This is a genomic window from Trinickia sp. LjRoot230 (assembly GCF_964253315.1).
Lineage (GTDB): Bacteria > Pseudomonadota > Gammaproteobacteria > Burkholderiales > Burkholderiaceae > Trinickia.
In genome coordinates, this window is the sequence record NZ_CAXUQX020000002.1 from 549,011 (window position 1) to 563,089 (window position 14,079).

The 14,079-nt window shown below is 57.6% G+C and carries 10 protein-coding genes and 2 pseudogenes; 4 read left to right on the plus strand and 8 right to left on the minus strand.

Going from position 1 to position 14,079, the window contains the following annotated elements:
* The first annotated feature begins 9 nt into the window (after window positions 1-9).
* From betB to copM, 4 genes are all read left to right on the plus strand, one after another.
* Window positions 10-1,482, plus strand: a complete 1,473-nt coding sequence (gene betB / locus ACSQ20_RS21505) for a betaine-aldehyde dehydrogenase (RefSeq protein WP_436025799.1) — start codon at window positions 10-12, stop codon at window positions 1,480-1,482.
* A gap of 17 nt (window positions 1,483-1,499) precedes the next feature.
* Window positions 1,500-3,221, plus strand: a complete 1,722-nt coding sequence (gene betA, locus ACSQ20_RS21510; RefSeq protein WP_436024017.1) for a choline dehydrogenase — start codon at window positions 1,500-1,502, stop codon at window positions 3,219-3,221.
* 165 nt (window positions 3,222-3,386) lie between these two features.
* Window positions 3,387-4,853 carry an MFS transporter gene (locus tag ACSQ20_RS21515; RefSeq protein ID WP_436024019.1) on the plus strand — a complete coding sequence of 489 codons (1,467 nt, stop codon included), beginning with the start codon at window positions 3,387-3,389 and terminating at the stop codon, window positions 4,851-4,853.
* Window positions 4,854-4,949: 96 nt separating this feature from the next.
* On the plus strand, window positions 4,950-5,384 hold the full coding sequence (copM, locus tag ACSQ20_RS21520) for a CopM family metallochaperone (protein WP_436024021.1): 435 nt from the start codon (window positions 4,950-4,952) through the stop codon (window positions 5,382-5,384).
* A 104-nt stretch (window positions 5,385-5,488) separates the two neighbouring features.
* Here copM and ACSQ20_RS21525 read toward each other — a convergent pair.
* The 8 genes and pseudogenes from ACSQ20_RS21525 to ACSQ20_RS21560 form a co-directional block, all read right to left on the minus strand.
* Window positions 5,489-5,765: pseudogene (locus tag ACSQ20_RS21525) on the minus strand (xanthine dehydrogenase family protein molybdopterin-binding subunit); the annotation flags it as partial.
* A 92-nt stretch (window positions 5,766-5,857) separates the two neighbouring features.
* Entirely contained in the window at window positions 5,858-6,787 is a 930-nt protein-coding gene (locus tag ACSQ20_RS21530) for a PfkB family carbohydrate kinase (RefSeq protein WP_436024023.1), read from the minus strand.
* A gap of 733 nt (window positions 6,788-7,520) precedes the next feature.
* Complete coding sequence (locus ACSQ20_RS21535) at window positions 7,521-8,147, minus strand: hypothetical protein (RefSeq protein ID WP_436024025.1); 627 nt, start codon at window positions 8,145-8,147, stop codon at window positions 7,521-7,523.
* Window positions 8,148-8,313: 166 nt separating this feature from the next.
* Window positions 8,314-9,414 (minus strand): hypothetical protein, encoded by a 1,101-nt coding sequence (locus ACSQ20_RS21540; RefSeq protein WP_436024027.1) that lies wholly within the window; start codon window positions 9,412-9,414, stop codon window positions 8,314-8,316.
* A gap of 173 nt (window positions 9,415-9,587) precedes the next feature.
* Window positions 9,588-9,950, minus strand: a complete 363-nt coding sequence (locus ACSQ20_RS21545; protein ID WP_436024029.1) for a hypothetical protein — start codon at window positions 9,948-9,950, stop codon at window positions 9,588-9,590.
* A gap of 79 nt (window positions 9,951-10,029) precedes the next feature.
* Window positions 10,030-10,344, minus strand: a complete 315-nt coding sequence (locus tag ACSQ20_RS21550; RefSeq protein WP_436024031.1) for a hypothetical protein — start codon at window positions 10,342-10,344, stop codon at window positions 10,030-10,032.
* A gap of 968 nt (window positions 10,345-11,312) precedes the next feature.
* Window positions 11,313-11,699 (minus strand): annotated as a pseudogene (locus ACSQ20_RS21555) (transposase); the annotation flags it as partial.
* Window positions 11,700-11,802: 103 nt separating this feature from the next.
* Window positions 11,803-14,079, minus strand: a complete 2,277-nt coding sequence (locus ACSQ20_RS21560; RefSeq protein ID WP_436024033.1) for a molybdopterin cofactor-binding domain-containing protein — start codon at window positions 14,077-14,079, stop codon at window positions 11,803-11,805.

Consider the following 14,079-nt stretch of genomic DNA (forward strand, 5'->3'; position numbering starts at 1 on the left):
TCGATGTCCATGTCCTCGGCCTACGGGTTGCAGCGTCTCTATATCGGCGGCGGCTATGTCGATGCAACCGCGGGCACGACTTTCGAGACGTACGATCCCGCCACTGGCGAGCGACTCGCGACCGTACAGCAGGCAAACGCCGCCGATATCGATCGCGCAGTCGCATCGGCGCGCGAAGCGCAGCATGCGTGGGCCTCGCTCGGCGCCATTGCGCGCTCGCGTATCCTGCACCGCGCCGTCGCGCTGCTGCGTGAGCACAATGACGAACTCGCCACGCTCGAAATGCGGGACACAGGCAAACCCATTGCCGAAACGCTCAGCGTCGACATCGTCACCGGTGCCGATGTCATCGAGTATTACGCCGGCTTGGCACCTGCGTTGGAGGGTCGGCAGATTCCACTGCGCGACGATGCTTTTGTCTACACACGGCGCGAGCCGCTCGGTGTGTGCGCGGGCATCGGCGCATGGAACTACCCGATCCAGATCGCCTGTTGGAAATCGGCGCCGGCACTGGCGGCCGGCAACGCAATGATCTTCAAGCCAAGCGAGGTGACGCCGCTGTCCGCATTGAAGCTGGCCGAAATCTATACCGAAGCCGGCGTGCCGCCTGGCGTATTCAACGTCGTACAGGGCGACGGCAGCGTCGGCGCGCTTATTGCCGCGCATGCCGGCATCGCCAAGGTGTCGTTTACGGGTGGCGTCGAAACGGGCAAGAAAGTGATGTCGCTTGCCGGGGCCTCTTCGCTGAAAGAAGTGACGATGGAGCTCGGCGGCAAATCGCCGCTGATCGTTTTCGACGATGCCGATCTCGACCGCGCTGCCGATATTGCGGTAACCGCGAATTTCTTCAGCGCCGGGCAAGTCTGCACGAACGGCACGCGCGTATTCGTTCACCGCTCCGTGAAGGCCAAATTCGAAGCACTCGTCGCCGAGCGTGTTTCACGGATCCGAATCGGCAAACCGTCCGATCCTCAAACGAACTTCGGGCCGCTTGCCAGCGCGGCACAACTCGACAAGGTGCTGGGCTATATCGAAAGCGGACGCCGTGACGGCGCGCGGCTGGTTGCGGGCGGGATGCGTCTTGTCGATGGTCATTACGCACAAGGCCAATACGTTGCGCCGACTGTCTTCGCCGATTGCCGCGACGACATGCGTATCGTGCGCGAAGAGATCTTCGGCCCGGTCATGTGCTTGCTCGATTTCGATGACGAAGCGGAGGTGATCGCGCGTGCCAATGCCACGCAGTACGGGCTCGCCGCCGGCGTCGTCACCGAAAATCTGTCGCGCGCACATCGCACGATTCATCGCCTCGAAGCGGGAATCTGCTGGATCAACACCTGGGGCGAATCGCCCGCGCAGATGCCGGTCGGCGGTTATAAGCAATCGGGCATCGGCCGTGAAAACGGCATCACGACACTCGAACACTACACGCAGATCAAATCGATACAAGTTGAGCTCGGCCCGTTTCGGCCCGCGTTCTGAAGGCGAAGGGGAAGTTCATGAATGCCAGCGAATTCGACTACATCGTGATCGGCGCGGGGTCTGCCGGCAACGTGCTCGCCACGCGCCTGACAGAAGATGCCGATGTGACGGTGTTGCTGCTCGAAGCAGGCGGCCCCGATTACCGCTTCGACTTCCGCACGCAAATGCCGGCCGCCCTCGCTTATCCACTGCAAGGCCGCCGCTATAACTGGGCCTATGAAACCGAGCCCGAGCCGCATATGAACCATCGCCGGATGGAGTGCGGGCGCGGTAAAGGTCTTGGCGGATCGTCGCTGATCAACGGTATGTGCTATATCCGCGGCAATGCGCTCGATTACGACGGCTGGGCGCAGATCAAAGGCCTCGAAAACTGGTCCTACCTCGATTGCCTGCCCTACTTCAAGAAAGCGGAAACGCGCGACATCGGCCCGAATAGTTATCACGGCGGCGAAGGCCCCGTGCATGTGACAACGAGCAAACCCGGCAACAATCCGCTCTTTGGCGCAATGGTCGAAGCGGGCGTGCAGGCCGGCTACCCACGTACCGACGATCTCAACGGTTATCGCCAGGAAGGTTTCGGCCCGATGGATCGCACCGTGACGCCGCACGGCAGACGCGCGAGCACAGCACGCGGCTATCTCGATCAGGCAAAGGGGCGCCCCAATCTCACCATCGTCACGCACGCGCAAACCGATCGCATTTTGTTCTCCGGCAAACGTGCCATCGGTGTCGCTTATCTGCATGGCAATGCGCAGGCAAGCGCACACGCGCGGCGCGAAGTGCTGCTATGCGCAGGCGCTATTGCATCGCCTCAGGTCTTGCAACGCTCAGGCGTCGGCCCGGGCGAGTGGCTGCGCGAGTTGCAAATTCCGATCGTGCTCGATTTGCCTGGTGTGGGCCGCAATCTGCAAGACCATCTCGAGATGTACATGCAGTACGAATGCAAAGAACCGGTATCGCTTTACCCCGCGCTGAAGTGGTACAACCAACCGGCCATCGGTGCTGAATGGCTCTTCAACGGAACGGGCCTTGGCGCAAGCAATCATTTCGAAGCCGGCGGGTTCATCCGCACGCGCGATGACGACCTTTGGCCGAACATTCAATATCACTTTCTGCCGATCGCCATCAACTACAACGGATCGAATGCGATCGACATGCACGGCTTTCAGGCGCACGTCGGATCGATGCGCTCACCGAGCCGCGGCCGCGTCAAGTTGCGCTCGCGCGACCCGCGCGCTCACCCGAGCATTCTGTTCAACTATATGGCGGAGCCGCTGGATTGGCGCGAGTTCCGCGACGCCATCCGCATCACGCGTGAAATCATTTCGCAACCTGCACTCGATCGTTATCGCGGACGAGAACTGAGCCCCGGCGTCGACGTAAAAAGCGATAAGGAACTCGACGCATACGTCCGCGCACGCGCTGAAACGGCCTTCCATCCATCCTGTTCGTGCCCGATGGGATATGACGGGATGGCCGTCGTCGATGGACAAGGGCGCGTGCACGGCATCGAGGCATTGCGTGTGGTGGACGCGTCGATCATGCCGCTCATTACAACCGGCAACCTCAACGCACCCACCATCATGCTTGCCGAAAAAATCGCCGATGAAATCCGCGGGCGACGCGCGCTGCCACGCGCCGATGCGCCCTATTACGTGGCAAATGGAGCGCCGGCTCGGCATACGGGGGCGAGCGATGCTGCATCATCACCTGTTTCGGCAGCACACGCTGCGCTCTGATGCGGATGATTGCAGAGCGTTGCAGGAGCTTGCCTGTTCCGCCACAGCATCGCATGGCGCCCTCGTTCCATGCCGATGCCGCATTTCTTCTATGGCGCACATTAATGGCCGCATTTACTGAGTGATGCCGCCGACATGGCGGCTTCTTCCTACTCGGAGCCTGCCATGCCGACCGTCGCCAACCCGACGCCCACCCGCGTTTGTGCCGCCGCGCGGCTCGAGCGCCTGCCGTTCTCGCGCTATCACCGAACGTTGTTTATCGTCATCGCGCTGGCGTTTTTCTTCGATTCGGTCGATCTCGGCACGATGACGTTCGTGCTTGGTTCGATCAAACAGGAGTTCGGTCTTTCCAGTGCGATGGCCGGACTCGTCGCCAGTGCCAGCTTTTTTGGCATGGTGCTCGGCGCGGCTGTTGCCGGGCTGCTCGCGGACCGCTTTGGTCGGCGCCCGGTGTTTCAGTGGAGCATGGTGCTCTGGGGCGTTGCATCGTATCTGTGCTCGACGGCCCACGATGTGAATACGTTGATCGCCTATCGGGTGATTCTCGGCATCGGCATGGGGATGGAATTTCCTGTCGCGCAAGCGCTGCTGTCGGAGTTTGTACCGACCGCCTCGCGCGGTCGCCTGATTGCATTAATGGATGGCTTTTGGCCCCTCGGTTTCATCAGCGCCGGCATCGTTTCTTATTTTGTTCTGCCGCATTTCGGCTGGCGCACTGTCTTCGCACTGCTTGCCATTCCCGCGGTTTTCGTGCTCGTCGTGCGGCGCATCGTGCCCGAATCGCCACGGTGGCTCGAGCATCGCGGGCATGCTGCGCGTGCAGAAGAGGTGCTCGCGCAAATCGAAGCGAAGGTGCTGCGCGCAAGCGGCCTCGCTGTGCTGCCAACGCCGTCCACTGTTATCGCGCCATTGGCTCAGCGTCACGCGCGCGGTGCGTTCAATGAAATCTGGAGCGGCATCTATCGTCGTCGCACCATCATGGTCTGGACGCTGTGGTTCTTTGCGCTACTTGGCTTTTACGGATTAACTTCGTGGCTTGGCGCGCTGATGCAGCAAAGCGGCATTACGGTCACGAAATCGGTGCTTTATACCGTGTTGATTTCAAGCGCCGGTATTCCCGGCTTTCTTTGCGCGGCATGGCTCGTCGAGCGATGGGGCCGCAAACCGACGTGCGTCGCCTCGCTTGTCGGCGGTGCCGCCATGGCCTATCTCTACGGGCAAGCGCTGTTGTACCAGGCAGATATCGCGCTTGTCATCGGCGCCGGTTTCGCGATGCAATTTTTTCTCTTCGGCATGTGGGCCGCGCTTTATACCTATACGCCCGAGCTCTATGGAACGGGGGCGCGTGCCACGGGGTCGGGGTTCGCGTCTGCCATTGGCCGCGTCGGGTCGCTGATTGGGCCTTATGTCGTCGGCGTCGTGCTGCCCATATTTGGGCAAAGCGGGGTCTTTACGCTTGGCGCGCTTTCATTCGTCGTAGCGGCCATTGCGGTAGCCGCGCTCGGTATCGAAACGAAAGGGCAGCCGCTCGAGGCGATTGCCTCGTCGGGTACAGTAACGGCAATGGCAACGGCAACGTCACACGGAGAAAGCGCCCAAGCTAACGGGGCGACGCGGCACGAAATTGGCTAGCATCCCAGGCACGAGCCCTTTCGAACTGGCGCGAGGCGGAAGGGGTTTTCGCGTGCGATTGGCGTCGCCGCATATTGAGTTGAGGAGAAATCCCCAATGCGAATCCTTCGGTCCGCTTTCGTCCCGCTTTCCGTACCACTTGTATGTGTCGGCATCGCACTGAGCGCTTCGATCACGCCCGCTGCTGCGCAGTCGGCTGCATCCATGCCCGGCATGAGCATGTCCTCTTCGGCGAGCGGCGCATCGAATGCCTCTAAATCGTCCGACGAGTCGCATCTTTCGACGCAGGCGTTCAAGGATGCCGATCAGAAAATGATGAAAGACATGAACTCGCCCACTTATACGGGCGACGCCGACAAGGATTTCGTCGCTCACATGATCCCGCACCATCAAGGTGCGATCGACATGGCGAAGGTCGAATTGAAATACGGAAAAGATCCGATGATGCGGCGACTCGCCGCGAAAATCGTACAGGCGCAAGAGCGGGAGATCCGCTTGATGCAGCTCTGGCAAAAGCAACATTCGGAGTAAGGCTTTCGCGTCTTCGGCGAATGATTCGCAGTGCGAAACGTTTTTGGTATGACCAGCGAGCGCGCCATCACTCGCACGCCCGCCAGCACCCCATACCCGTCACATCACGCGCTCTTTAGCTGTTCGCCCACCGGCAACTTGCGCACGCGCGTGCCCGTCGCTGCAAAAATCGCATTGGTAAGCGCAGGTGCAAGCGCGGAAGTACCGGGCTCGCCAATGCCGCCCGGTGCTTCGCTGCTTTTCACGATATGCACTTCAATCTCGGGCGTTTCATTTGAGCCACAGCGTGCGGTAGTCGGTGAAGTTGTTCTGCTGGACCTTGCCATCCTTGATCGTGATTTCACTAAACAGCGCGGCCGTAATACCGAAGACGACGCCGCCTTCGAGGCGAAGTCGACAGCAAAAGAGCCTATCTGCCTGTCCGAAATTACTTGACCAACACAGTCGCCACAGGGCAGTACAAGGCGAAAAATTCAAGAGTCAGCATTGCTTGTGTCTGGCGCAGATTGCCCATAAATCTCCGAAAGCCGCTCTGCGCTGATAGGCTGCGTGGCTCCGCGGGTGCTGGCCACCTCAGCGCTGATCAGGCTTGCAAGCGAACCGATGTTCGGGGCAGGCCATCCATTGACGTAGCCATGCACAGTCGCGGCGAGATATGCATCACCACAGCCGACCGGGTCGCCACCGGGTTGCGCAGGGGCCGCAGGAATATTCAGTTGCATGTTGTTTGCGAACCAGCAACTCCCGCTTGCTGCGTCCGTCACCACAACCAACCGCCGATCGGAGGCGTATGGTAGCCGGGTATCGGAGCGAAGGAGCGCCGCTACCGGATCGTCTTTGATACCTAGCCGCTCCCCTATCAACTCGACATCGTTTCGGCTCAGCTTTAGCACATTCGCTCTAGCCAGTCCTTGCGTCAGAGCAAGATCATTCTCAGAATCGAAAATATTCCGCCGCAAATTGGGATCAAACAGCGTGGGGGCGCTGGGTGACAATTCGGCTAGCCCGTCGGCGAGCGCTTTGCGGCCATGCTCGCTTCGCTGGGTCGCAGTGCCAAAGACAAACGCACGGGCGCTGTGCAATGCCTGCGCGAGATTCTCCGTCATCTCGAGCCATTCCCATGCGCATCCAGGCTGATTCTCGAAACGAGGTTCATCGTTTTCGAAAGAAACGATAGTGTGTCCGGTACGACGCTCATCATCAATCTGTACCAGCGAGGTGTCCACGCCCCGAGCGGACAACTGTTCGACAGCTGCATGCCCGAGTTCGTCATTGCCGACGCGGACGACGGGCGCGACATGTGTACCAAGTTCTGCTAGGCGCACCGCTACGTTGACAGCGATGCCACCGAGCCGGTCTCCGTCGGGAAAGCGGTCCCATAGTAGAGCATTCCAGACAATCACGGGACCGCCTTCGGCGGAAAATGAGCTCCGCTCCGAGAGCTCAGATTCGGGCGCATCATCCGCGCGCAGCGTGTTCGCGGAGGGTCGTTCGTCTACTAGAGCGAACCGATGATCCGATACCCCCGCGCTGCTGCTGTCGTACTTGCTACTTGCGCGAGCGTGCAATAGACGCGTGTATCCGCCTGCTGCCTGCCCTGCCATCCGCACACCGCTCGCATAGCAGGGAGAGATGCGAGACCGTCGAGGGCGTGGCACAAGTCCTTGCAGTTGCGGCGAGCTTCCCTGCGTGACGGGAGACGACCGCGCCAGTGTCGAATGCATGTCTTCTTTGCTCGCGCCTTGCCAACTACTGCCGTGACGCGGCACATTCGAGCCACCGATTGTTCCGTCCATAACGCAAGTATCCTTCCGCAAGACACCGCCCATTACGTCTAGATATCTCAAAAAAGGCGTGACTGTAGCAGCGTCGACCTGCGTAATGGCAGTCGAGGCGACGCGATTGACGGACTGGCGAACTTTCAGGATCCCAGCACACAGCAAGGTACTCTGCTAGCGGTGATGCTAGCGAAACGTTAGCGCAAGCCATTGATCTATGTGTGCTTTTCGTTCCTCACACGCATTGCGCGCGCTGCGGTGATTCGGGCAATTTTCCGTCTGAGAGGCCAGCATGTGTCCGCCATTGATGTGCTGTCATGTTTTCTCCACGCCATAAAGGTATGGCCGTCAACCCCGATTACCGATGAGGTAGGCGGTGCTCCTGCTCTGGCCGAACGTGCGATGTCGGCGGACGAATTTCCGATAGCTTGACCCATCTCTGGTTAACTTGTTGGGCGAGCGCGTAATCGACGCTTGAGCGCCGCTGTTGGTAATTGTAACGAGGAATGCCAAACAAGCCGCTTTCCTCCGCTTGCACCAAGACTAGACCGTCTTTTCGCCTAATTTCGATAACCAGTCCCAAATTTGTCTGATCGCCCGGCTTAAGCGTTCGGCGAAATGCTTCCAGCGCTTTTTCTTGTTGTGCTGCGGTTACGAGCGCGGATGTCGATGTCTGATTCAGTTCTTGTAGAAAATCATTTTGGTATCGAGCTTGAAACTGTCGGCCCGATTGAGCCTCCGTGTACTGTCCCACCCCATTCTTCTTGCCCCTCTCAAACAGTCCCTTATACGTGTCGCCGTTTAGCCAAGTGTAGATCCCTTCTCCGTCAGGTAAGCCGTCCCGTATTCCACCCACATAGAGATCGCCATTGGCATAGTGAATTTCCGCTTTGCCTCCAGTCAACTGGCCCTGTTTAAACTGGCCTCGCAGTTCGTCGCCATTGGCGAAGCGAACTACGCCAAGACCGTCGCTCAAGCCTTTCAAGCAAGGCCCTTTATATTGATGCAATGGCCAGTCTTGACTGTCGCTTAAACGGCAACTCGAAACTGCATCAGAGGGCGGGGAAACCGGAGATTCGCTGGCGGCGGGAGCTACCGGACTAGAGCATACCAACCAAAATAGACAAAATATTTTGGTGCCCCGTTGCCCATTAATACGGAAGATTTTTCCAGAGTGAAGCATAAGCGGCCACATTTAAATAGTCCGAAGAAGAAAATCCCGCATCCCGTAGCAATCGATCGCGCAACGCTATTCCGGTTTCCGGATATCTACCGCTGCGAGCGTAAGCGCTGATTAAACTGTTGAGTTTCTGTTCCTTCTCCAGAGCTGTCCGGGCTCGGCGCGTTTGAACAAAAGAAATGGTATGACTATTAGCAATGTTGTGCATATTGCTCGCCTCCTGAACCTCCAAAAACTCGCGGCGTGCCGTTTGCGTCGTCTCAGAGTCTTCGATGCCGCCGGGCAAGCATTTCCAGTAAGGCACTGGTACGGATTTACCCAGAGTCTCAATAACACCCAACTCCACTAGAAGACGCACAGAGGCATGTCGGGCCTCGATCCGTGACAAAGATTCGCTCCAGCCGATAGAGTTACCCTCAATGCTGATATTGTAATTGTGATCGACGTTGTCAAGATTCAGCAACATCGCATTGGTCGATGCTGTGTGGTTGGCAATCGAAAACATGGTCGTCTGATTAGCGTAAAAATCCATGACCATCCGGGTACTTGTCCTCTCTTGATTACGTCCGAAATCCAAATTTGTTAGGCCATTACCGCCGCCGAACTCAGCGGATACGTTTTGTGATTTTTTTCTGCCATAGACCGCACGGTCAAATTCAGTCACCGCGCCGTAGAGCGTAAAAATCGTATCGTAACCAAAGGCCCGACTTGGGATCAATGCCGCGCCACCGATATTGAACAACTGAGTTTCTTCTATTGTTGGTCGATAGACAATGCTGAGCGGTCCGCCGATTTTCGAGACGGTGCTCACCGTCATATCTCGCAGGTCGATGGGAACCTCCTCCTCTTTGGAAGCACCTGTGGCATCCTTGACCACACCCACCTCGACGGGAAGCGGCTGGTCGACATAGGCGCTCAACATCCGGCCAAAACATTGCAGACTTTCAGTAAAGGCATCAATCCGCTGCGTGGGAATGCTGTAAGGTTCCACCACCAAAGCTTCGCGGCTCGCACAAGCCGAAAATAAAATCCCAGAAAGCGAAATGCAAATATATGAAACGAGGCGTAACATTGATCAATCCGTACGATAAGTAGTCCAGTGATTCGTGATTCCGGGGCGCACGCTAACGTTGCCCGATCGCTCTCCACATGAATCTGTAATCTCCTCTCCGATATTAAAGGTCACGCCCGAGCAGACATCCTCGATTTCAATCAACGTCGCGGCCGGTGTTTTTTAGGAAATCGTTATTTATTCGCGACATTTTTGGTAACGATGGTTGAATTTGAGTGATCCGACTTCACAACAATCGTTGCGTTATTGAGCTTCGCGTTTGGTCCGATATTGACGCTATCAAAATTTGCGCCACCATCGCTTGTACCTTGAATGATATTGCGATTTTTTCCGGAAAACCCGGTGAGTGCCGCCCTATTTGCGCGATTCGTTGCATTCGTGACAAAGAATTGCGAATTAACTATCGGCTTCACATCTTTTTGCTGCTGAGTTAGTGTAGACATATATTGACCGTATGTATTTCCATCTGCCAAGCAAAAATCAGATAACGCCAGAAGAGTCGTGGCAACGAGTGCCAGATAAGATGGTCGAGTCATTTTTGGGTGCGCCAGGTGGAATGTGAAATGAAAGGGTAATGCGACTCCGGCGCATACCTTTGCAAAGGATCGTGTCGGCCTATTTTCCTTTTCCTACGGAAATCGAATTTTGCATTCCTTGGCCGGTGATTGTATTGGTGCCACCTTGGAGCTCGATAGTATTAGTGGATCCATGTTTTGTGTCGTTGACCAAAATTGAGTTTTGGGTTGCGGTTCCGCCGACACTCACGCTTCCCGAGTTCATAAATGTACTCAGGTTTCCTTTGCCTACGATTTGGTTGTTGATCTCATTCTTTGTCCCCTGTTGTTTTATCGTATTAGTGGTATCTGCGAATGCGATGTTCGAAAGCGTTGAAAAAATGCAAAACGAAACGAAAATTCCAAATAATTTCATGATAAACCTCTATTTCGCGATTGGAGACTGAGATCCGAGAAGATGAAGCAAGGGCGGGACTAGCATGGCGCGATGCTCTTGGCGGACGCGATCCGCTTTGATGTCATGAACTCATCCGGAACTCAAACATAAGAGCATGAGCTATATCGTGGACGACGCAAATCAAGATTATCAATATTCGCAAGCCATCCTTTGGCAAAATGTATATTGATCACGGGACATACATATTAAGGCCTCCGGCTTTTACTTAATAAGAGGAGCTGCAACGCCGCTGCGGATAGTCAGATCCTCAAGGGACCTAAATTAGCAAGATAGGCAGAACGCTGTCGATTGTAATCGTTGCCATACAGCGGGTCTCGTTTCGAATATCGGACAATGTCACAACGCGATTGCAGTGTATGCGCATGCACCTGTTTTGCAAGTGGAATGGCTAGTGGCATTGCTCAGACATTTCATCTAATAACTGGCATGATCTTCGCGGGTCTGTTTTTGTTTCGATCGAATTCGCGGACTCACCGAGAAACGATATACGTGTCGAAACCCAGATGCGTTGAAAACGCATAATTCGTCACCGAATAAGGGGTAGCTTCAGGACGAACTTGCCCCGCGTTTAAACTCGCGCAGGGAGAAACAAGAAGATGAACAAGGCAACGCGGGGATCGTCCGAGCTTTCCCACGTCTCGACACAGAACGGGCAGCTGAGCTTCACTTTACTGCCCTCCATGGTGTAGACGGACCCCTTGCTTTGCACGGCAAGCATCGCTCGAGGGACATGAAGTTGCATTGTTCTTTCAGCACGGAGAACAGCGGCGTCGCTCAAAGTTTCTCGAGCTTGGGCTTGATGGCTCGGCGCGCAAACTCGCGCCTCTCAAGGTTCTTAGTGCGAACGCGAGCAAGGTCGCCAGCGCGCGCGCTTTTGAACCGCCCGGAGGTTGTCAGAATTTCCGTGTTCAAGGCGGGGCTAAGATTCACGCGGATGGTCGAACGAATCGGTCCACGTAAAGGATAGCGAATTGGTTCATGGCCTGCTTCCAATCGTGAGCAGAGCGACTCCAGCCGGCCGTTATGTTGCGCAGTGCAAGCCAGATGAGTTTCGTGGCGGCATCATCGATCGGGAAGTGGCCTCGCGTTTTGATGATCTTGCGCAGTTGCGCGTTGATGTTCTCAATGGCGTTCGTTGTGTAGACCACCTTGCGCACCGCCGGCGGGAACGCAAAGAACGGAATCACGCGATCCCAAGCGTTGCGCCAGGCGGCGCTGACTGTCAGGAATCGTTGGCCCCAGGGCCCTTGGGCGAAGGCATCGAGTTCGGCCTGCGCTGCCTCGGCGCTCGGGGCTGTGTAGATCGGTCGGATTGGCCGGTGGTATGCGCACGAAATCCGACTGAACGGTATTGATACTTGATGACCAGCGAGCACGCCATCACTCGCGCGCCCGCCAGCACCCATACCCGTCAAATCACGCGCTCTTTAGCTGTTCGCCCACTGGCAACTTGCGCACGCGCTTGCCCGTCGCTGCAAAAATCGCATTGGTAAGCGCAGGTGCAAGCGCAGCAGTACCGGGCTCGCCGATGCCGCCCGGTGCCTCGCTGCTTTTCACGATATGCACTTCAATCTCGGGCGTTTCATTGAGCCGCAGCATGCGGTAGTCGGTAAAGTTGTTCTGCTGGACCTTGCCGTCCTTGATCGTGATTTCACTAAAGAGCGCGGCCGTAATACCGAAGACGACGCCGCCTTCAATCTGTGCTTCGATCGTCTTCGGATTCACCGCAGCGCCACAGTCGACCGCGCATACGACGCGATTCACCTTCACGTCGCCGCCGTCCACTGTTACCTCCGCCACCATGCTCAAGTAGCTGCCGAACGCATGCATGACCGATACACCGCGGCCCTTGCCTTTCGGCAGCGGCGTACCCCATCCGGCTGCGCGCGTCGCGACTTGCAGTACGTTCGCCGCGCGCGGTGCGTTGCCGAGCAAGTCGAGCCGGTACTTCACCGGGTCGACGCCCGCGTGCGCCGCCAACTCGTCGATAAAGCTTTCGACGACGAACGTTCCGCGCGTCGCGCCCACGCCGCGCCAAAACGCGGTTGGCACCGTACGTGGCTCTTCGCGCACGTAGTCGACGAGCTGGTTGGGTAACGCGTAGGGCAGCTCGGCCGCCACTTCGACCGCATCGGGATCGACGCCGTTCTTGATCAACCCCGGCGCAAAACGCGCGATGATCGACGAGCCGACAATACGATGCTGCCATGCGATGGGCTTGCCATTTGCATCGAGCCCGGCCGAAATCTTGTCGTAGTAGCAAGGCCGGTACATGTCATGTTGAATGTCCTCTTCCCGCGTCCAAACCACTTTGACAGGCGAGCTAACCGCCTTGCCAACCTTAAGCGCCTGCACGATGCCGTCGACTTCGAGGCGCCGGCCGAAGCCGCCACCCAGCAGGTAGTTATGGACCGTGACCTTTTCCGGCGCAAGCCCCGTCACTTTCGCCCCCACCGCGTGAGCGATGGTCGGCACCTGTGTACCCACCCAGATATCGCAACCGTCCGCGCGCACATGCACTGTGCAGTTGATAGGCTCCATCGTCGCGTGCGCCAGCAGCGGCTGTTCATAGACAGCATCGACTCGCGTCTTCGCCTCGCCAAATGCATGACCGACGTCGCCTTCCTTGCGGGCAACCGCACCTTCGCGTTTCGATGCCGCGGCGAGATCGCCGGCGAGCTGCTGCGTCGACAGCGTGGCAGCTTGCCCGCCGTTCCATTTCACATCGAGCGCGGCCACACCTTGCTTGGCCGCCCACGTATGCGCCGCAACCACGGCCACCGCATTATCCAGCTTCACGATTTGATGCACGCCCGGCACTTGCTTCGCGCGGGTATCGTCGACGCTTTCGAGCGTGCCTCCCAGCATCGGGCAGTTCACGATTGCGGCGTAGAGCATGCCGGGCAAGCGCACGTCAAAACCGAAAAGCGCTGTGCCGTCGACTTTGATCGCTGAATCGAGCCGGTCGGTCGGCTTGCCGATCAGTTTGAAATCTTTCGGGTCCTTGAGCGCGACATCGCTCGGCAGCGGCAGCTTCGCAGCGGCATCGACAAGCTTGCCGTAAGCGACGCGGCGCCCCGTCGCCGAGTGCACGACTTCGCCCGCACGCGCAACGCACGTCGAAGGATCGACATGCCACTGCCGGGCCGCGGTCGAAATCAGCAATACACGCGCTGTGGCACCTGCTTGCCGCATCGGCTTCCATGCGTAGCGAACCGATGTGGAGCCGCCCGTGATCTGTCCGCCGCCCAGCAATGGGTCGCCATATAGCTTGTCGTTTGGCGGTGCGTGATCGAGCGTTACCTTTTCGAGCGGCACTTCGAGCTCTTCGGCGATCAGCATCGGGATAGCCGTATAGACGCCCTGTCCCATTTCCACTTTGGGCATGACGAGCGTCACGTTGCTTTGCCGATCGATCCGGATAAAGGCATTCGGTGCCAACACGCCGGGCGCAGGCGCGGCCGTGGCCTGTCCGCCGATGGCGGATTGATGCCCGCGCGCACCGCGCTCGTCCGTACGTGCCAAAGCCGGCAAGCTGAAACCCAGCAGCAGACCACCGCCTGCCGCTGCGCCCAGCGTCATGCCGACCTTGAGAAATGTTCGGCGTGACAGGCCTACATCGGCTGCATCGACTTGTGTACCACCTAGTTCGACCAGCCCCGCGCTCGCGACATCGAGTAATCCTCTCGACAT

What these genes read in the sequence shown, in the direction of transcription:
- ACSQ20_RS21545 (WP_436024029.1), bottom strand. Translation starts at nt 9,950, where the DNA reads ATGACTCGACCATCTTATCTGGCACTCGTTGCCACGACTCTTCTGGCG.
- ACSQ20_RS21515 (WP_436024019.1), top strand. Translation starts at nt 3,387, where the DNA reads ATGCCGACCGTCGCCAACCCGACGCCCACCCGCGTTTGTGCCGCCGCG.
- copM (WP_436024021.1), top strand. Translation starts at nt 4,950, where the DNA reads ATGCGAATCCTTCGGTCCGCTTTCGTCCCGCTTTCCGTACCACTTGTA.
- ACSQ20_RS21540 (WP_436024027.1), bottom strand. Translation starts at nt 9,414, where the DNA reads ATGTTACGCCTCGTTTCATATATTTGCATTTCGCTTTCTGGGATTTTA.
- ACSQ20_RS21550 (WP_436024031.1), bottom strand. Translation starts at nt 10,344, where the DNA reads ATGAAATTATTTGGAATTTTCGTTTCGTTTTGCATTTTTTCAACGCTT.
- betA (WP_436024017.1), top strand. Translation starts at nt 1,500, where the DNA reads ATGAATGCCAGCGAATTCGACTACATCGTGATCGGCGCGGGGTCTGCC.
- ACSQ20_RS21560 (WP_436024033.1), bottom strand. Translation starts at nt 14,079, where the DNA reads ATGTCGAGAGGATTACTCGATGTCGCGAGCGCGGGGCTGGTCGAACTA.
- betB (WP_436025799.1), top strand. Translation starts at nt 10, where the DNA reads ATGTCCTCGGCCTACGGGTTGCAGCGTCTCTATATCGGCGGCGGCTAT.